This is a genomic window from Pigmentiphaga sp. H8, assembly GCF_003854895.1.
In the GTDB taxonomy this organism is placed as follows: Bacteria; Pseudomonadota; Gammaproteobacteria; order Burkholderiales; family Burkholderiaceae_B; genus Pigmentiphaga.
On sequence record NZ_CP033966.1, the window covers coordinates 2849075 to 2866560 of the forward strand.

18 protein-coding genes are annotated in these 17486 nt (G+C 68.6%); 8 read left to right on the forward strand and 10 right to left on the reverse strand.

What is annotated here, in order from left to right; translation table 11 throughout:
- Position 1: 1 nt before the first annotated feature.
- The 3 genes from EGT29_RS13545 to EGT29_RS13555 are packed head-to-tail and all read right to left on the reverse strand — an operon-like array spanning position 2 to position 3056.
- Positions 2 to 949, reverse strand: a complete 948-nt coding sequence (locus EGT29_RS13545; RefSeq protein WP_124689491.1) for a PDR/VanB family oxidoreductase — start codon at positions 947 to 949, stop codon at positions 2 to 4.
- Positions 946 to 2256 (reverse strand): amidase, encoded by a 1311-nt coding sequence (locus tag EGT29_RS13550; RefSeq protein WP_124689492.1) that lies wholly within the window; start codon positions 2254 to 2256, stop codon positions 946 to 948. The genes EGT29_RS13545 and EGT29_RS13550 overlap by 4 nt, the downstream gene beginning before the upstream one ends.
- Complete coding sequence (locus EGT29_RS13555) at positions 2253 to 3056, reverse strand: zinc-binding dehydrogenase (protein ID WP_124689493.1); 804 nt, start codon at positions 3054 to 3056, stop codon at positions 2253 to 2255. The genes EGT29_RS13550 and EGT29_RS13555 overlap by 4 nt, the downstream gene beginning before the upstream one ends.
- Before the next feature lie 84 nt (positions 3057 to 3140).
- Here EGT29_RS13555 and EGT29_RS13560 point away from each other — a divergent pair, with 84 nt between their 5' ends.
- Positions 3141 to 4109 (forward strand): LysR family transcriptional regulator, encoded by a 969-nt coding sequence (locus tag EGT29_RS13560; RefSeq protein ID WP_238160392.1) that lies wholly within the window; start codon positions 3141 to 3143, stop codon positions 4107 to 4109.
- A gap of 3 nt (positions 4110 to 4112) precedes the next feature.
- On the opposite strand, the gene EGT29_RS13565 is transcribed toward EGT29_RS13560, so the two are convergent.
- From EGT29_RS13565 to EGT29_RS13595, 7 genes are read right to left on the reverse strand one after another with little or no spacing between them, the layout of a single operon-like run.
- Positions 4113 to 5255: an ABC transporter substrate-binding protein gene (locus EGT29_RS13565; protein ID WP_124689494.1), complete on the reverse strand. Its 1143-nt coding sequence runs from the start codon at positions 5253 to 5255 to the stop codon at positions 4113 to 4115.
- Positions 5252 to 6472 carry a DUF1116 domain-containing protein gene (locus EGT29_RS13570; RefSeq protein WP_124689495.1) on the reverse strand — a complete coding sequence of 407 codons (1221 nt, stop codon included), beginning with the start codon at positions 6470 to 6472 and terminating at the stop codon, positions 5252 to 5254. Before EGT29_RS13570 ends, EGT29_RS13565 begins: the two co-directional genes overlap by 4 nt.
- Positions 6469 to 8064 (reverse strand): ATP-binding cassette domain-containing protein, encoded by a 1596-nt coding sequence (locus tag EGT29_RS13575; RefSeq protein WP_124689496.1) that lies wholly within the window; start codon positions 8062 to 8064, stop codon positions 6469 to 6471. Before EGT29_RS13575 ends, EGT29_RS13570 begins: the two co-directional genes overlap by 4 nt.
- A complete protein-coding gene (locus EGT29_RS13580) occupies positions 8061 to 9026 on the reverse strand; it encodes a branched-chain amino acid ABC transporter permease (protein WP_124689497.1) in 966 nt (321 codons plus the stop codon). Before EGT29_RS13580 ends, EGT29_RS13575 begins: the two co-directional genes overlap by 4 nt.
- The gene (locus EGT29_RS13585) at positions 9023 to 9892 is read right to left on the reverse strand and encodes a branched-chain amino acid ABC transporter permease (RefSeq protein WP_124689498.1); all 870 of its coding nucleotides are present in this window, start codon (positions 9890 to 9892) and stop codon (positions 9023 to 9025) included. Before EGT29_RS13585 ends, EGT29_RS13580 begins: the two co-directional genes overlap by 4 nt.
- Positions 9892 to 10530: a hypothetical protein gene (locus EGT29_RS13590; protein WP_124689499.1), complete on the reverse strand. Its 639-nt coding sequence runs from the start codon at positions 10528 to 10530 to the stop codon at positions 9892 to 9894. The genes EGT29_RS13585 and EGT29_RS13590 overlap by 1 nt, the downstream gene beginning before the upstream one ends.
- A gap of 35 nt (positions 10531 to 10565) precedes the next feature.
- Positions 10566 to 11924, reverse strand: a complete 1359-nt coding sequence (locus tag EGT29_RS13595) for an aromatic ring-hydroxylating dioxygenase subunit alpha (RefSeq protein WP_124689500.1) — start codon at positions 11922 to 11924, stop codon at positions 10566 to 10568.
- 359 nt (positions 11925 to 12283) lie between these two features.
- On the opposite strand from EGT29_RS13595, the gene rpsF reads away from it, so the two are divergent.
- From rpsF to EGT29_RS13630, 7 genes are all read left to right on the forward strand, one after another.
- Complete coding sequence (gene rpsF, locus EGT29_RS13600) at positions 12284 to 12655, forward strand: 30S ribosomal protein S6 (protein ID WP_124689501.1); 372 nt, start codon at positions 12284 to 12286, stop codon at positions 12653 to 12655.
- 46 nt (positions 12656 to 12701) lie between these two features.
- Positions 12702 to 13034 carry a primosomal replication protein N gene (gene priB / locus EGT29_RS13605; protein ID WP_124689502.1) on the forward strand — a complete coding sequence of 111 codons (333 nt, stop codon included), beginning with the start codon at positions 12702 to 12704 and terminating at the stop codon, positions 13032 to 13034.
- Positions 13035 to 13062: 28 nt separating this feature from the next.
- Positions 13063 to 13335: a 30S ribosomal protein S18 gene (gene rpsR / locus EGT29_RS13610; protein ID WP_087780204.1), complete on the forward strand. Its 273-nt coding sequence runs from the start codon at positions 13063 to 13065 to the stop codon at positions 13333 to 13335.
- An 18-nt stretch (positions 13336 to 13353) separates the two neighbouring features.
- Positions 13354 to 13809 carry a 50S ribosomal protein L9 gene (gene rplI / locus EGT29_RS13615; protein WP_124689503.1) on the forward strand — a complete coding sequence of 152 codons (456 nt, stop codon included), beginning with the start codon at positions 13354 to 13356 and terminating at the stop codon, positions 13807 to 13809.
- 227 nt (positions 13810 to 14036) lie between these two features.
- A complete protein-coding gene (locus tag EGT29_RS13620; RefSeq protein WP_124689504.1) occupies positions 14037 to 15428 on the forward strand; it encodes a replicative DNA helicase in 1392 nt (463 codons plus the stop codon).
- Positions 15429 to 15744: 316 nt separating this feature from the next.
- Entirely contained in the window at positions 15745 to 16371 is a 627-nt protein-coding gene (locus EGT29_RS13625; RefSeq protein WP_124689505.1) for a DUF47 domain-containing protein, read from the forward strand.
- Positions 16372 to 16384: 13 nt separating this feature from the next.
- Positions 16385 to 17392 (forward strand): inorganic phosphate transporter, encoded by a 1008-nt coding sequence (locus tag EGT29_RS13630; RefSeq protein ID WP_124689506.1) that lies wholly within the window; start codon positions 16385 to 16387, stop codon positions 17390 to 17392.
- Positions 17393 to 17486: the final 94 nt, after the last annotated feature.

Consider the following 17486-nt stretch of genomic DNA (forward strand, 5'->3'; position numbering starts at 1 on the left):
ATCAGATGTCCAGGACCAGCACGGGCGTGCGCGCGCGCGAGACGCATACGCACACCACATCGCCCGCGGCCCGTTCGCGCGCCGACAGATAGTGGTCGCGATGGTCGGGCTCGCCTTCGGCCACGCTCGTCACGCACATGCCGCATTCCCCGCGCCGGCAGTCGTACAGCGGCTCGATGCCCGCCGCCAGCAGCGCGTCCAGCATGGTCTGGCCGGCCTCGACCCGCACCGTGGTCCCGGAGGCGCGGGCCACGAGGTCGAAGGGCTGGTCGTCGCCCAGCGACAGGGCGCCGGCGAAGAGTTCGTAGTGCACATGCGAGGCCGGCCAGCCGGAGGCGGCCGCGCCCGAGACCACGCCGGCGATCAGCGCCCGGGGACCGCAGACATACAGGTGCCGCCCGGGCCGGTGCTGCGCCAGCAGCCCCGGCAGCGCGTCGCGCAGCGGTTCGGCGTCGTCGTAGTACAGATGGACGGATGCGCCCGTCGCCCGCGCTTCCTCGCGCAAGGCCATGTGGCCCGCGGTGCGGGCCGCGTAGTGCAGCTCGAAGGCTGCCCCCGACCGCCGCAGGCCGCGTGCCATGGAAAGAATGGGCGTGATGCCTATGCCGCCCGCGATGAGCAGGTGTTCCCGCGCCTCGCCGGCCAGCGCGAAGTGATTCGCGGGCGGCAGCACGTCCAGAATGTCGCCGGCCTGGCGCGCATGCATCCAGGCCGAGCCGCCGCGGCCGTCGGCGCATCGCAGCACGGCGATCTCGTAGCGGCGCTCGTCGCTGCCGTCACCCAGCAGGGAGTATTCCCGCAGGTCGATGCGGCCGTCGGGCAGCGCGACCTGCACCCGGATGTGCGCGCCCGGCGCGTACCGGGGCAGCGGCCCCGCATCGGGCAGGGCCAGGACGAACCGCCGGATCTCGGACGTAAGCGTCCGCACCTCTTGTATCAAGAGCTTCATGACTGCAATCCTTCCCGTGACAGGATCGAATGGAGGGACGCGGCGAGCGCGAGCAGGTCGCGGTCCCGCCCGCCGTGGCCGACGAGCTGCATGCCGATGGGCAGGCCGTCCGGGGCGCGCAGGCCCGGTACGTTCACGCAGGGCGGGCCGAGCAGCGTCCAGACCCGGCAGAAGACCGGATCGCCGGTCGCGTGCAGGCCCAGCGGGGCGGCGCCGGGGGCGCTGGGGACCAGCAGGGCGTCGATGCCGTCCATCAGGCTGGCCAGCTCCTGCCGGGCCGCCTGCGCCAGTCCCTGGGCGGCGGCATAGTCGGCCCGGGAACAGGCCAGGCCTTCTTCGATCAAGCCGCGCAGGGCCGCGCTCAGTTGGTGCCGGTGGTCTTGCCACTCCATGGACAGGCTGCGCGCGGTCTCGAAGGCCATGACGGTCTTCTGGGCCTGCGCGAGCGGCCGCCATGCCTGCGGCAGTTCCAGGCGACGCACCTGGACGCCGGCTTCCCGGCAGCGCCGCTCCGCGTCTTCAAAGGCCCGGGCGCCCGCCGGATCGATGGCCGGCCATTCCCAGGTGCGGCACACGCCCAGGCGAAGCTGTCCCGGCTGGCGGTGCGGGGGCAGCGCGCGATAGGCCTCGCCCGACAGGGCGCTGCGCATCAGCTCCAGGTCGTCGGCGCCGCGCGCCAGCCACCCCAAGGTGTCGAGCGACGGCGAAAGTCCCTTCGCGCCGGCCAGGTCATGGCATCCATGCGTGGCTTTCAGTCCGAACACGCCGCAGTAGGAGGCAGGCCGGATCAGCGAGCCGGCGGTCTGCGAACCGAACGCCAGCGGCACCATGCCGCTGGCCACCGCGGCCGCGGAGCCGCTGGAGGAGCCGCCCGGCGTATGCAGCGGGTTGCACGGATTGGCGGTCGGACCGGGGTTGAAATAGGCGAACTCGGTGGTGACGGTCTTGCCCATCACCACCGCGCCAGCGGCACGCGCGGCCGCCACGCAGGCGGCGTCGGCGCCGGCCAGTCCATCCTCGTAGATGGGAGAGCCGCAGCGGGTGGGGAAATCCTGCGTCAGGAAAATGTCCTTCACCGCCAGCGGGATGCCCGCCAGCGGACCGGCCGCGCCCCGGCCGTCGATGCGGCGCGCCTGCGTGCGCGCATGGCCGGGGTCGATCGCGCGCCAGGCCCGTATCGCGGGTTCGTCGGCCTCGATGCGCGCCAGGCATTGCTCGACGGCGTCCAGGGCGGCGTGCCGGTGTCCGTCGAGGGCGGCGCGCAGTTCGACGGCGAGCGGTGGGAGGGAATGAGTGTCGTCGTTCATGGCATGGAGAGAAGGTTGAGAGAAGCATCGAGCGCATCACGCACGCGCTCGACCAGGGCGGGCAATTCGCGTGCCGCGCGCGCGGCGTGGGGCCGGTGGCGGACAGGGTCCCACCGGATGGCGTGCAGGCTCGCGCCGCGCCGGCGCAGCGCCGACAGCGGAATCGAGATGTCCTGGCCTGGCGCGGCGATGCCCAGCGCCGCCAGCCGCGCGCCATGCCGGGCGCAGCCCAGCGACGCCGGCAGGTGCTGTCCATGGGAGGGATCGAGCACGACGTCGGCGCCGCCATGTTCGCGCAGCAGCACCGGCCAGTCCGTCGTGTACAGCGCGCCATCGTGCGCGCCGGCCCGCATCGCCCGCCGCATGCCGTCGCGCGTGGCCGTTGCCGCGAGCGGCTGGGCGCCCAGTTCGCGGGACAGCGCCGTCATCAGCAGGCCCCAGGGCGTATCGGCCTCGTGTACCAGCACCGCCTCGCCGGGGCCGGCCAGGCGCCGGTCGGCCAGCGTCCACCAGACCACCGGCCACAGCGCGGGCAGCAGCAGGGCGGCACCATCGTCCAGCGTGGCGGGAACGGACAGCGCGCCCTCGACGGCGACGGTCATTCCCGGGACGCTGGTGCCGGGTGCCATCGCGGCCACGCGGGTGCCGGCGGCCGGGCCGCCGCCCGGCGCGTCGCGCAGGGCGCGACCCACGACCGGGACGCCGGGTGCCAGCGCCGAAGCCAGGTCCGGCGCTACGCGCCGCACCTCGATCAGGAGGCGTCCCGCGCCGGGGGAAGAGGGGGGAATCCCGGTTGTCATCGATGGCTTTCCTCTGTACCTTGAATCGACTCGTCTGTCCGCCGGCGCGCGTCATCCAGTCCGCGGCCACCATCAGGATCAACCGTGCTCCAGAATGTCCACGGGTCGCCTGACCCCCAGCTCGAAGGCGCGCTGCGGGCGCCCGATTTCTCGCTCAGGCAGCTGTCCTATTTCCTGGCCGCCGCGCAGCATCAGTCCGTGCAGCAGGCGGCGCAGGCCTTGCATGTCTCGGCGCCCGCGGTATCGGCCGCGATCGCGCACCTCGAAGCCACGCTGGGCACGCAGTTGTTTCGGCGGCGCCATGCCCGCGGCCTGATCCTGACCGAGTACGGCAGCGCCTTCGCGGTCCAGTGCCGCCGCATCCTGCAGGATGCCTGGGGCCTGGGCAGCGACAGCGTGCTCGAACGCGGCGACCTGCGCGGCCAGGTGCGCGTGGGCTGCCTGACGACCTTCGCGCCTTTCGTGGTGCCGCCGCTGCTGCGCCACGTGCGCGAACAACTGCCCGGCGCCCGCCTGACCTGGAACGAAGGCCACCACGAATACCTGCTCGAAGGGCTGCGCACGGGTTCGCTGGACCTGGCCGTGCTCTACGACTTCGAGATCCCTTCGGGCGTGCAGGTGGTCACGCTGCGCCCCGCGCCGCTGCAGGTGGTGCTGCCGTCCGATCACCGTTTGGCCGCCAAGGGGTCGCTGACCACGGCGGACCTGAACACCGAGCCGCTGGTGTTGCTGGACCTGCCGCGTACCCGCGAGTACATGCTGACCGCGTTCAGCTCCAATGGCGTCATGCCCCGCATCGCCCAGGCCGTGTCGTCCATCGGCATGCTGCTGGGCATGGTGGCCGCGGGGCATGGCTTCTCGCTGCTCAACTTCTGTCCGCCCTACGTGCTGCCCGGCGTGGGCAGCATCGTGTCGCGCGCGTTCGAGTCGCATGTACGTCAACCCAATATCGTGGTGGCGTATTCCTACCGCTATCACTATCCCCGCGTCGCGGCGGCCATCGTCGAGCAGATCTCCGTCCTGGTGGACGACCTGCTCATCCAGGCGCAATGACCGTCAGGGCGCCGAAGCCAACTGGAATGCGCCGCTCTTTACCGTCAGCATGCGTACGCTGTCGGGCTGCGCGCCGAAGTGGTCCGTGGGCCCGTAGGCATAGACGGCGGTGACGCCGACGTAGCGCGTGTCCTTCTCCAGCTCGTCGCGGATCGCCGTGGCGTTCCCGCCGGCCGTCCGCATCGCGTGCAGCAGCAGGTTGGCCGAATCGAAGCCGTTGGCGGCGAAGGTCGACGGCGGCTTGCCGTATTTCTGCTGGTAGGCGGCCAGGAAGTCCTGCAACACCTTCTTCTGCGGATCGGCGTCGGACAGCGAGGCCGCCACGTACAGCTTGGAGGACGGCAGCAGGATGCCGTTGGCGGCATCGCCGGCCAGCCGCAGGTAATTGAAGTCATTGGCCGCGTGCGTGACGTACAGCGGCGTGTCGATGCCCAGCGCGCGATGGTTGCGGGTGGCGATGGCCAGGCCCGGCCCCGTGGCCCACAGCACGATGGCCTGCGCCGTGGTGCCGCGCAGCTTGGCCAGTTGCGGTGTCATGTCGGTATCGGCGTTGCCGAAGGTCTCGCTGGCGACCACCTCGATGCCGTACTGGCCCGCCAGCGCGGCCAGCGTGTCGCGGCCGTTGGTGCCGAAGGCCACGTCCGAGTTCAGCATGGCCACGCGCTTGATGCCGCGCCCCTGCATGTCCTGCAGCATGACCGTCTGCACGATCTGGTCGGTCAGCGGGGCGATGAAGACGTAGCGGCGCTTCTCGGGCGGCAGCACGATGCCGCGGCTGGCGCCGTTGGCGATCATCGGGACGCGGGCCCGTTCGAACACGTCGGCCACGGCGAAGTTCGACCCTGAGCTGCTGGGGCCGATCACGGCCGAGACTTTTTCCTGCGACAGCAGCCGGCGCGCGCCGGAGACGGTCTTGGTGTTGTCGCTTTCACTGTTCAGGTTGACCAGCGACACCTTGCGGCCGCCGATGCCGCCGCGCGCGTTCAGTTGTTCGACCGCCAGTTGCGCGCCCTCCAGCGTGGGCTGCCCCAGCGAGGCGACGGCGCCCGAGGTTTCCAGCAATGCGCCTATCTTGAGTTCCTGGGCGGCGGCGGGAAGAGCGGACAGGGCGGCAAGGGCGACGACTGCGTATTTCCAGAGCTTCATAGGGACTCCCCTTGGGGGTTGCTGGGTTGGATGTGCGACAGCGCCTGGAGGAAGGGATCCGGCGCGGCTTGCCAGATGCCTCCTCCGAGACGTCCGTGTAGGCCCCGGACGTCGAGTATGCCCAGGGCGACCACCGGGGTCTTGCCGGTATCGGCCACTTTGCGGGCGGACAGCCCCATGCGCGGGGCGGTCAGATTCATGGCGGGGTGCGGGCCCATCAGCAGCGAGGCGGCCAGCACGTCGGAAGGCTCGGGCATGAACGCCGCCAGCGCGCGCTGCTGTTCGGGTGAGTAGGAGATGGCCATTCCTCCCAGGCCCAGCGCCTCGACCACGGCGCTGTCGCCGATGGCGGGCAGGGCGTCGCCGGCGCTGTGGCCGGGCGCCAGCGTTCCTCGTGGCGGCAGGGCGGGCTGGGTGATCCACGTGCCCGGCCGTCCCGCGACCTGGATGCCGACCCGCACGCCGTTGCCGCCCATGGCGGTGACCAGGCTGGCCCCGGCAACGCCCTCGGCCGCCGACAGGATGAGCTTGGCGGCGGCCATCCACAGGTTCAGGAAAAAGCCGGGCGACTCGTCCAGGTAGCGCCAGGCCTGCTCGGCCTCGCCGGCAAGCGAGGCCGCACGCAGCCGCTCGGCCAGGATGGCCGTGCCGGCGGCGGTGCGGCCGTGGCAGTCGTCCCCGCGCGACAGCGCGAGATCGGCGATCGCCAGCAGGTCCAGGCCGGACTCGCAGCCGGCGCGCACCTTGTCCGCGAACGCGCCGTTGAGCCAGCGCAGGTGCTGCACGACCTCGGGCCGCGGCAGTCCCAGGCGCATGGGCCACGCATTGCCGCCATTCAGGGGGGCGAAGCAGCGGCGGCCGCTGGCCTGGTCGTCGACCACCTGCACCATCTGGCTGGGCGACAGCATGCCGGCCAGGGGCACGACGCAGTGGAAATCCTGCGCCGGCCGCAGCGCGATCTGGCCACCGCGCAACGCGTACAGCGCGCCGGCCCGGTCCTGGGCCCACCCCTCGAACAGGGCGGCGTTCACGGCGGAATTGAGCACCGGCTCGGGCACCTCGCGCATATCGGCGAAAGGCGGTCCCGCATGCAGCAGCGTGCGTTCCGGATAGTCGAAGACGGAGGCCGCGGGCAGCAGCCCCGTCAGCACGGGACGCACGGCCATCATCGCGGCGAAGGCCGCGGCGTCGGCCTGGTTGGCAGGCTTCGCGTTCATGCGCTCAGCCTCCGTTCCTCGCCGTTCCAGCCCAGGTAGGCGTCGCCGATGTCGTCGCGGCGCAGCAGGTTCGCGCTGCTGTCCTCGGCGGCCAGGCGGCCGTTGACCAGCACATAGCCGCGATCCGAGACCTGCAGGGCCGCGCGGGCATTCTGTTCGATCAGCAGGATGGACAGGCCGCGTTCGGTCAGGCGGGGCAGCGACTCCAGGATCTCGCGCGCAACCTGCGGCGCGAGCCCGAACGAAGGTTCGTCCAGCATCAGCAGGCGCGGGCCGCTCATCAATGCGCGGCCGATGGCCAGCATCTGCCCCTCGCCGCCGGATAGCGTGCCGGCCGGCTGGCGCAGGCGCTCGGCCAGGCGCGGGAACAGGGCGGTGACTTCCTCCATGGTCCTGCGCATCGCCTCGGCCGTCTCGCGGCGCGGCGCCAGCAACTGCAGCACGCCCGCGCGCCGCACGCGCGGATAGAAGCCCATCATCAGGTTCTCCTCCACGCTCAGGCTGGGAAACAAGGACCGCCCCTCGGGCGCCAGCGCGATGCCCAGGCCCGCGCGCAGCTCGGGCGCGACGCGCGACAGGTCGCGCTGTTCGAACATCAGCCGGCCCGCGTGCGGCCGCACCTGGCCCACGATGGCCTTGAGCAGCGTGGACTTGCCGGCGCCGTTGGCGCCGATCAGCGACACGATCTCGCCTTCGCGCACGTGCAGGCTGACGTCGACCAGCGCCTCCAGCGCGCCGTAGCGCACCGACAGCTTTTCCAGCGCGAGCGCGGTGCGCGCCTGTCCGGACGGCGCGGCGCCGCGCAGCCCTGCGGGGATCTCGGTATTGCCCAGGTAGGCCGCCACCACGCGCGGGTCGGCCCGGACCTCGGCCGCTTCGCCGCGGGCCAGCACGCGCCCGTGGTGCAGCACGACGATGCGCTCGGCCAGCTTGCCGACGAAGGCCAGGTCGTGTTCGACGAACACCACCGTGATGCCGCGCCCGCGTATGTTCAGGATGGCCTTGGCCAGCATGTCCTTTTCGGTGCCGTTGAGCCCGGCGCCGGGTTCGTCCAGGTACAGCAGCTCGGCACCCGAGGCCAGGGCCCGCGCTACCGCCAGCAGGCGCTGCTGTCCGGCGGTCAATTGCGAGGCCGAGGCGTCGGCCATCGAGGCCAGTCCCACCGCTTCCAGGTGGCGGGCGGCCAGGCGGGGCAGGTCGGCCGCGCCGCCGGTCTTCCAGCCCAGGCCGGCCAGGCCCGCGCCAAAGCCGCTGCGCGCGCCGCGCACGCCGGCGGCCATGACGTTCTCGCGCACGGTCAGGCCGGTCAGGATCTCGGCCGCCTGGAAGGTGCGGGCCAGGCCACGGGCGTTGATCTCATGGTCGGGCAGGCCGGTTACGTCCTCGCCCTTGAAGCGCACGCGTCCGCGATCGGGCCGCAAGGTTCCGGAGATGACGTTCAGCAGGGTGGACTTGCCGGCGCCGTTGGGGCCGATCAGGGCCAGGATCTCGCCGCGACGCACATCGAACGATACGGCGTCCAGGGCCTGCAGGCCGCCGAAACGGATGGCGACGTCCTCGACTTCCAGCAGGGGGGAAGGGGTCTGGGTCATGCCTTGGCCTCGATGATGGAGGAAACCTTGCGCTTGTCCGCGGCGCGGCGGCGCAGGAAGGCGCGCACCGCCTCGCCCGCCTTGCAGCGCGGGTACAGCATGGTGGCGATCAGGAGCAGGCCGTAGATCACGACGTCCAGGCTGCCGAAGGACTTCAGGCCTTCGCTGACCAGCACGACGAAGAACACGCCGCCCAGCACGCGCCAGGTGCCGGTGAAGCCGCTCAGCGCGACGATCAGCAGCAGCTTGATCGAATACGCGACGTTGAACGGATCCGGGCTGATGTAGCCCATCCAGAACGTGTAGAGCGCGCCGGACAGTCCGGCCAGCGCCCCGCTGGCGGCCATCACCGCGCGCTTGACGCGGTCCGGGGCGATGCCGATCGAACCGGCCACGCGCTCGTTCTCGCCGACCACGCGCAGCGCCAGTCCGAAGGGCGAGCGGATCAGGTTGTCGGCCAGGATCAGCGCGGCGCCGGCGGCGATCCAGCCCACGATGAAGAAAGCCTGGTCGGAAGCAAGCTCGATGCCGCCGATATGCAGGGTCGTGCCGACGGAGATGCCGTCCGGGCCGCCGGTGACGGGCTTCCATTCGGCCAGCACGGTATGCACGATCATGCCCAGCGCCAGGGTCGCCATGGCCAGGTGGTGTCCCCGAAGGCGAAACACCAATCGGCCCACGGCCCAGGCCGAGACGGCGGACAACGCGGTCGCGGCCGCCACCGCCAGCCAGGGGTCGAGCCCCAGACGTTCGGAGGCGATGGCGGCGGCGTAGGCGCCGATGCCGACGAAGGCCGCGTGGCCCAGCGACACCTGCCCGCAGTGCCCGACCAGCAGCGCCAGGCCGACGGCGGGCAGGGCGAACAGCGCGCACACCACGAACAGGTTCAGCACGTAGTTGTTGCCGAACAGGAAGACCAGGGCCAGCAGGCCGGTCAGCGCGAGCGGAGGCAGGCTTTTCATCGCTTCACCATGTCGAATTCGCCGAACAGGCCGCCAGGGCGGGCCACGAGGAACAACAGCAGGAGCACGAAGGCGATGGCGTTCTTGAAGCCGGAGCTGAGATAGCCGGCCGAGAAGGCCTCCAGCAGGCCGAGGAAGATGCCGCCCACGGCAGCGCCCACCGGATTGCCGAAACCGCCGATGATGCAGGCGACGAAGCCCTTGATGCCCAGGGCCGCGCCGCTGTCGTACTGCATGAGCGCGATGGGGGCGATGATGATGCCGGCGATCGCGCCCACGGTGCCCGACAGGAAAAAGCCCAGGGCCCGCATGGCTCCGGAGGGAATGCCCATCAGCGAGGCGGCCTGCGGATTCATCGCACAGGCGCGGAAGGTGCGCCCGAGGTAGGTGCGGGTCAGGAACAGATAGAGCAGGGCCATCAGGACCACGCTGGTGCCCAGCACCCAGAACACCTGGGGCGGCACGGACACCCCGCCCAGGTGGACCGAGGCCGAGCCTGAGAACGCCGGCAGCGCATGCGCGTCCGTGCCCCAGGCCACGACGGCCGAACCCTGCAATACCACGCTGACGCCTATCGTGAGGATGATGCCGCGCAGCGCGTCGCCGCCGACCGGCCGCAGCGCGTAGCGCTCGATGGCCATGCCCAGCAGGCCCACCAGCAGCACGCAGCATGCCGCGGCGGCCAGCAGCGGCACGCCGGCGGCCAGCAGCGTCGAGGTGCCGAGCGCCGCCAGCATCGCCGACTCGCCCTGGGCGAAGTTGACGATGTTGGTGACGTTGTAGACGGCGGTGAAGCCGATGGCGATGAGGCCGTAGATGCAGCCCACCACCAGTCCCGAGACGAGGTATTGCAGGAATTCGGTCATTACGGCGTCCCCCTGGCGGCATCGCCCGCCGGCATTTCCATCCACGATTCCGAGAAGGCCAGGAACGCCGAGCTCTTCTTGCCGCCATCGAAATTGCGGGTGGTGACACGGCCGCGCAGGGGCCGTCCGTTCACGGTGATGCCGGCGCTGGCCGCGTCGATGAACAGGCTGTACATCTCATGCCGCTGCGTCGGCCCTTTCTCGGGCGGCATGTCCACGGCATAGGGCTCGGTCAGACCGTCCCAGGTCATGACCACTTCCAGTTCCGCCGAGCGCAGGATCTCCTGGTAGCGCGACCGGGTGTCGCCGGCGGAGCGGGCTTCCAGCAGCGGCAGGTAGCTCACGGCCTGCGTGCCCGCCGACACCCGGAACGAGGCGAACTTCGAGAAGAAGCCGGCCATCAGGTAGCGGGCCAGCGGTTCGTTGTCGGTGATGCAGACGTTGCAGGCACGGGGCAGGGTGGCGGCCTCGTCGGGCTGCTCGAGCAGCAGCACGCCGCGGCCCAGCCCGAAGGGCGAGTAGTTGATGCGGAAGTAGGTGGCCAGGCCGGTCCAGGGGCCGTCGTCGGTTTCCTTCAGATAGATGCCGGGGTTGTCTCCGGTCCATGCGACCTTGCCGGGATGGATGGGGGATTGCATGCTTTCGATCCTGTAGGAGTGGGGGAAAGACGGAATCACTCGGTGGTCGCCGCCTGGCGCGCGGCGAACTCCCGGATGCGGTGGCGGATCTGCTCCGCACGGTCGAGCGCCTCGTGGTGCTCGCCCTTGACGATGATGTCGGTCACGGCCTTGCCGATGTCGCGCACGCAGGCGCGGTCGTCGCCGTCCTGCACCGGCGGCACCGTGACCACGGTGTCATGGGCGTAGGTCGGGATGGCGCCGTTGGCCCGCAGGGGCGAGACCGCGAGCGCCTGGCCCTCGGCGGCCTTGCGCGCCTCGCGCCGCAGCAGTTGCCGCAGCATCGCGACGCCGCGGTCGCAGCGCGTCAGGTTCTCCAGTCCGTGGACGGCGATGGAGCGCTGCGAGATCTGGGCGTCGTAGTCGCCCGGCATGCGCTGGCGGTCCTCATAGGCGCGCTCGCCGTTCTGGCCGAAGAAGTCCACGCTTTCGACGCCGCACAGGCTTTCGTCGGCGATGCCGCGCGGGTCGGCGTCCGGGTGGAAGTGCCGCCAGCCGATGATGCGGCAGGTGTGGTTGTCGATGGGCGTGGTCCAGCGCGTAATGGCCACGCGGGCGAATTCCTTGGGCTCCAGGCCGTCTTCCCAGATGTGGCCGACCTGCGCCAGGTTGGGAAGAATGATGTCGTTCGAGCGCACCCAGACCTTGTCGTTCCAGCGGCGCGAGGTCACGTAGACCATGCCGGCGGGCGTGGGGACGAAGTCCATTTCGGGCAGCTCGCCCCAGGCGTCCGAGAACTGCGTGAAGCTGATGCGCGTGTGCAGGAACACCGCGTGGGCCGGGTCCATCACGTTTTCGTGCACCTGCAGCCAGTTGCACGGATAGGTGATGCAGTAGGGCACCAGCCGGTCGCCGGCTATGTCGTAGGTGTCGTACAGCGGGAACTCGGGCTGCCGGTCCGGCGGGCCGAAATAGCCGAAGATGATGCCGCGGTATTCCTTGAGCGGATAGGCGCCGTGGCAGATGTTGAAGCGCAGCCGCGAATCGGGCGGGTCTCCCGGGGTCTCCAGGATGCGGCCGTCCACGCCGAACAGCCAGCCGTGGTAACAGCAGCGCAGGCCCTCGTCCTCGCATACGCCGAACTCCAGCGACGTGCCGCGATGGCTGCAATGCTTTTCCAATAGGCCGGGCTCGCCGCCGCGGGTGCGGAACAGCACCAGCTCTTCGCCGAACATGCGCACGGCGACGGGCAGTTCGCCCAGTTCCTGCGACAAGGCCACGGGTTGCCAGAAGCGGCGCAGGTATTCGCCCATGGGCGAACCCTTTTCCACGTGCGTGAGTTCGGCGTTCTCGGCCGTGGCGTGGTCCCTTTCGTAGGCGGAATAGGGGTGGGTCAGGACGGCTTTCTTTTCCATATCGCTTGCAGGTGGTTGCGGGGATATGGAGGCCACTCTACGGAAGACGCCTGGTACGCGAAAATAATTAAAACGGCGTGACGGTTCAGTTTTTCCGAAGCAGCACCAGAAACGGTCCCGGATGGGCCGGCGCGGTGCGTCCATGCCCGGAAACGGGCCCGAAAACCACGCCGGATGGCCGCTTGGGGGCCCGTTGGGTTGCTTTTTGCCCCTGCGCCAGCGATAATAGAGGGCTTGATTTTTGGCGGAAGCTATTTTTTCGCCAGATTGATCCCTTGTCCGACTCTAGACGCTTGAGCGGACTTGCGCCTACAGCGGGCCCATCCGGACGCCCGCGGGACCATCCACAAGGAGCTTCGATGCGTCACTATGAAGTAGTTTTCATCGTTCACCCGGACCAGAGCGAGCAGGTTCCGGCCATGGTCGACCGTTACAAGTCGCTGATCACCAGCCAGGGCGGCACGATACACCGTCTGGAAGACTGGGGCCGCCGCCAGCTGGCGTACCCGATCCAGAAGCTCGTCAAGGCTCACTACGTGTGCATGAACATCGAGTGCGGCCAACCCACGCTGGACGAACTCGAACACGCTTTCCGCTACAACGATGCCGTGCTGCGCCATCTCGTCGTCAAGATGAAGAAGGCCGAGACCGCCCCGTCGCCGATGATGAAGATCGTCGAGCGCGAGGAGGCCCGCAAGGTGTCCACCGAAGCCACCCCCGCCGAGGCCTGAGCCCCGGCTGGACTGGCATGAGGTCGATGCCCAGGACGACACGGCGTTGAACAAGGTTCATCTGACCGCCCAGGTGGTCGAGTGCAAGCCGCTCAGGTATACCCCGGCCGGAATTCCGGTGCTGGAACTGGCGCTTGCCCATGAATCCGAGTTGATCGAAGGCGGGAGGCCCCGCCGGGTCGAAATGCTCGTCAACGCAGTCGTCGTCGGCGATCTGGCCGGCAGGCTCGAGCGCGAAGCGCTGGGCCGGTCGATACGGATCGAAGGGTTCCTGGCACCGACCCGGAAAGGTTCAAGCAGACTGAGGCTGCACATCCAGCAGGCCGCCATCGCCCGAGAGGGCGACGAAGGCGGGCCGGCAGGGCAGCCCCAGGTGTGAAACGGATTGAATACCCAAGAGGTACATCATGGCCGCATTCGGCAAACGCAAGGAAAAGAAGAAGTTTGGTCAACAGAATCCGCTGTTCAAGCGCCGCAAGTTCTGCCGCTTCACGGCAGCCGGCGTCGACCAGATCGATTACAAGGACATCGAAGTCCTCCGTGACTTCATCCAGGAAAACGGCAAGATCATTCCTGCCCGCCTGACCGGCACCAAGGCGCACTACCAGCGCCAGCTCGACACGGCTATCAAGCGCGCCCGCTTCCTGGCGCTCTTGGCCTACACCGACAACCACAATTGATTGCCGGGAGAGACCATCATGCAAATCATCTTGCTCGAAAAAGTCGTCAACCTCGGCAACCTGGGTGACGTCGTCCGCGTGAAGAACGGCTATGCCCGTAACTTCCTGATTCCCCAGAAAATGGCCAAGCGCGCCACCGACGCCGCGCTGAAAGAGTTCGAAGCGCGCCGCGCCGAACTCGAGAAGATCCAGGCCGACAAGCTGGCCGCCGCGCAAGCCGTGGCCCAGCGCCTGGAAGGCTACTCGGTGTCCGTCAGCCAGAAGGCGGGTGTGGACGGCCGTCTGTTCGGTTCGGTCACGAACTTCGACGTTGCCTCCGCGCTGAAGCAGGCGGGCTTCGAGTCGGTCGAGAAGGGCATGGTTCGCCTGCCCAACGGCCCGCTCAAGACCATCGGCGAATTCCCGCTGGAAGTCGGCCTGCACACCGACGTCGTGGCCAACATCACGGTGGTCGTGGTCGGCGAAACCGCCTGACGCCTTTCCGGCCGCTCGTCGCCGAGCCGGCCGGACGTCCACCGCCGGGGCTCCCTTCCTCGAAGGGCCCGGCACAGGAACCCTCCATTTCTTCGCGGAATGGGGGGTTCTTTTTTCAGGGTCGACCCTGGCTCGCACGCACCGCTTCCTCTTGCGTCCAGCCGGGCTAAACTGTCGTGGGCCGGCATTCCCGCCGTCCATGCTCGAACACCAGGTTTACCGCTTCTATGAATTCGCCCGCCGATCCCCAACTCGAGTCCCTGCGCGTCCCGCCTCACTCGGTGGAGGCGGAGCAATCGGTGCTGGGCGGCCTCTTGCTGGACAACGCCGCCTGGGACCGCGTCGCGGACCTCATCAAGGAAGACGATTTCTACCGCTACGACCACAGGCTGATCTGGCAGCAGATGGCCAAGCTGATCGGGCTGGCGCGTCCCGCCGACGTCGTGACGACGCACGAGTCGCTCCAGACCGCGGGCAAGGCGGAAGAGGCGGGCGGGCTGGCCTACCTGAACTCGCTGGCGCAGAACACGCCGTCGGCCGCCAACATCCGGCGCTATGCGGAAATCGTGCGCGACCGCGCGGTGCTGCGCCGGCTGGTCACCGTGTCCGACGAGATCTCGGCCGCCGCCTTCAGCCCCCAGGGCAAGGACACGCGGCAGCTGCTGGACGAGGCGGAATCGAAGATCTTCAAGATCGCGGAAGAGGGCGCGCGCGGCAGCGCCGGCTTCCTGTCGCTGCAGCCGCTGCTGACCCAGGTGGTCGAGCGCATCGACGAGCTCTACCACCGCGACAGCACCTCGGACGTCACGGGCGTGCCCACGGGGTTCTCCGACCTCGACAAGATGACCTCGGGGCTGCAGCCGGGCGACATGGTCGTGGTGGCTGGCCGCCCCTCCATGGGCAAGACCGCCTTCTCGGTCAACATCGGCGAGCACGTGGCGGTGGAAGAGGGCCTGCCGGTGGCGATATTTTCCATGGAAATGGGCGCCTCGCAGCTGGCCATGCGCGTGCTGGGCTCGGTCGGCCGCCTGGACCAGCAGCGCCTGCGCACGGGCAAGCTGCTGGACGAGGACTGGCCCAAGCTGACGCACGCCATCCAGAAGATGCAGGACACCCAGCTCTACATCGACGAGACGCCCGCGCTCAGCCCCATGGAACTGCGTTCGCGCGCCCGCCGCCTGGCCCGCCAGTGCGGCCAGCTGGGCCTGATCATCATCGACTACCTGCAGCTGATGTCGGGCAATGGCGGCGGCGGCAGCGAGAACCGGGCGTCCGAGCTGTCGGAAATCAGCCGCTCGATGAAGGGCCTGGCCAAGGAACTGAACTGCCCCCTGATCGCGCTTTCCCAGCTCAACCGCGGCCTGGAACAGCGCCCCAACAAGCGCCCGGTGATGAGCGACCTGCGGGAATCCGGCGCCATCGAACAGGACGCGGACGTGATCATCTTCCTGTACCGCGACGAGGTTTACAACCCCGACACCCCCGACAAGGGCACGGCCGAGATCATCATCGGTAAGCAGCGTAACGGCCCGATTGGTACCGTTCGCTTGACCTGGCAAGGCATGTACACGAAGTTCCAGAATTTCTCGGGCAACGCGTTCGTCGATTCTGACTATTAGTTAGAGCCCCCCCGTACGCGCTGACGCGCGCCCCCCAGGGGGCGAAACCGGCGGACTGGCAAAGCCAGATCCGCGGTTTCCTGGGTCTGGGGAAAACATCTTGGTTTACTGCGCTGGTGCTACCGATGGCAGCCAGCGACAGCAACGGTGCAACGACTCCAGATAACGGCGCTAGAGTCGGGATGCGGTGGATCCGGCTTCGCCGGTCCACCCGCATCGCCCCCTGGGGGGCGCGCGAAGCGCGTAGGGGGGTGCTACACTCTCGCGGTTTTTTAACACGTCATGTAACTGTCACGTGGCGTACTGCGAGGACGTGATGTTTGGACGCTTGATGCCCAAAGAGGGCCGCTTTTTCGATCTGTTCACGGCGCATGCCGATCTGTCGCGCCAGGGCAGCCGGGAACTGGCGGCACTGATGGCCGACCTGGGCCAGGCCGAGGAACGGGTCAAGAACATCGAGACGCTGGAGAAGAAGGCCGACAAGGTCACCCACGACACGGTGGATCTGCTGCACAAGACCTTCATCACGCCGCTGGACCGGGACCAGATCCACAACCTCATCACGACCATGGACGACATCCTGGACCTGATGGAGGACGCGGCCCAGTGCATCACCCTTTATGACATCCGCTCGGTCACGCCGGACGCCCGCGCGCTGGCCGACATCGGGGTGCAGTGCTGCGACCGGCTGCACATGGTGGTGAGCCTGCTGCACAACCTGAACGACACGGCCAGCATCATGAAGATCTGCGAAGAAATCGACCGGCTGGAGTCGGACGCGGACCGGGTCATGCGCCGAGGCATGGGCCGCCTGTTCCGCGACGAGGCCGACACCCGCCAGTTGATCAAGATGAAGGCAATCTACGAATTGCTGGAAGAAATCACCGACAAGTGCGAGGACGTCGCGAACCTGATCGAAGGCATCGTCCTGGAAAACGCCTAGTCGGAAGGATTTCATGGATACGCTTCAGATCAGTTTCGCCACGCTTGCCTTCCTGGTCGTTCTGGCACTCATTTTTGATTTCATGAATGGGTTCCATGACGCAGCCAACTCTATCGCCACCGTGGTTTCCACGGGGGTGCTCAAGCCTCATCACGCGGTCGCTTTCGCCGCGTTTTTTAATTTCGCCGCGCTTTTCGTCTTCCACCTGAAGGTGGCGGCCACCGTCGGCAAGGGCATCATCGACCCGAGCGTGGTGGACCACTACGTCGTCTTCGGCGCGCTGGTGGGCGCCATCGCGTGGAACGTCATCACCTGGTTCTTCGGCATCCCGTCCTCGTCCTCCCATGCCCTCATCGGCGGCATCGTGGGCGCGGGCCTGGCCAGTTCGGGCCCCAGCGTGCTGATGGTCCGGGAAATCCTCTACATCGTCGCCTTCATCGTGGTGTCGCCCGTGCTGGGCTTCGTGCTGGGCGGCCTGCTGATGCTGCTGGTGTCCTGGCTGTTCCGCCGCACGCGTCCGCTGCGGGTGGACGGCTGGTTCCGGCGCCTGCAACTGGTTTCGGCGGGGCTGTACAGCCTGGGACACGGCGGCAACGATGCGCAGAAGACCATCGGCATCATCTGGCTGCTGCTGATCGCGGCCAATGTCCCGGGGGCCAAGGACCATGTCCCGATCTGGGTGGTGGTCAGCTGCTACGTGGCGATCGCGCTGGGCACGATGTTCGGCGGCTGGCGCATCGTCAAGACCATGGGGCAGCGCATCACCAAGCTCAAGCCGGTGGGCGGCTTCTGCGCCGAGACCGGCGGTGCGATGACACTGTTCCTGGCGGCCATGCTGGGCATTCCCGTCTCGACCACCCACACCATTACCGGCGCCATCGTCGGCGTCGGCTCCAGCCGCAAGTTTAACGCCGTGCGCTGGGGCCTGGCGGGCAACATCGTCTGGGCGTGGATCCTGACCATCCCGGCTTCGGCCCTGGTGGCCGCGGGCGCATGGTGGGTGGGCAAAACCCTGTTCTGAGGCCGGGACACCGCGTTACGGCATGTTTCCAGTATGATGGCGCGCCATGGCGGCCGGCAAAGGCCGCCTGGAGCCGCCGCGCGGGGAAGAGGAG

Coding starts and splice junctions, on each gene's coding strand:
- EGT29_RS13565 (WP_124689494.1), bottom strand. CDS start 5,255: ATGAAGCTCTGGAAATACGCAGTCGTCGCCCTTGCCGCCCTGTCCGCT.
- EGT29_RS13595 (WP_124689500.1), bottom strand. CDS start 11,924: ATGGAAAAGAAAGCCGTCCTGACCCACCCCTATTCCGCCTACGAAAGG.
- EGT29_RS13625 (WP_124689505.1), top strand. CDS start 15,745: ATGTTTGGACGCTTGATGCCCAAAGAGGGCCGCTTTTTCGATCTGTTC.
- EGT29_RS13545 (WP_124689491.1), bottom strand. CDS start 949: ATGAAGCTCTTGATACAAGAGGTGCGGACGCTTACGTCCGAGATCCGG.
- EGT29_RS13580 (WP_124689497.1), bottom strand. CDS start 9,026: ATGAAAAGCCTGCCTCCGCTCGCGCTGACCGGCCTGCTGGCCCTGGTC.
- EGT29_RS13570 (WP_124689495.1), bottom strand. CDS start 6,472: ATGAACGCGAAGCCTGCCAACCAGGCCGACGCCGCGGCCTTCGCCGCG.
- EGT29_RS13555 (WP_124689493.1), bottom strand. CDS start 3,056: ATGACAACCGGGATTCCCCCCTCTTCCCCCGGCGCGGGACGCCTCCTG.
- rplI (WP_124689503.1), top strand. CDS start 13,354: ATGCAAATCATCTTGCTCGAAAAAGTCGTCAACCTCGGCAACCTGGGT.
- EGT29_RS13585 (WP_124689498.1), bottom strand. CDS start 9,892: ATGACCGAATTCCTGCAATACCTCGTCTCGGGACTGGTGGTGGGCTGC.
- EGT29_RS13630 (WP_124689506.1), top strand. CDS start 16,385: ATGGATACGCTTCAGATCAGTTTCGCCACGCTTGCCTTCCTGGTCGTT.
- EGT29_RS13575 (WP_124689496.1), bottom strand. CDS start 8,064: ATGACCCAGACCCCTTCCCCCCTGCTGGAAGTCGAGGACGTCGCCATC.
- EGT29_RS13550 (WP_124689492.1), bottom strand. CDS start 2,256: ATGAACGACGACACTCATTCCCTCCCACCGCTCGCCGTCGAACTGCGC.
- EGT29_RS13620 (WP_124689504.1), top strand. CDS start 14,037: ATGAATTCGCCCGCCGATCCCCAACTCGAGTCCCTGCGCGTCCCGCCT.
- rpsF (WP_124689501.1), top strand. CDS start 12,284: ATGCGTCACTATGAAGTAGTTTTCATCGTTCACCCGGACCAGAGCGAG.
- rpsR (WP_087780204.1), top strand. CDS start 13,063: ATGGCCGCATTCGGCAAACGCAAGGAAAAGAAGAAGTTTGGTCAACAG.
- EGT29_RS13590 (WP_124689499.1), bottom strand. CDS start 10,530: ATGCAATCCCCCATCCATCCCGGCAAGGTCGCATGGACCGGAGACAAC.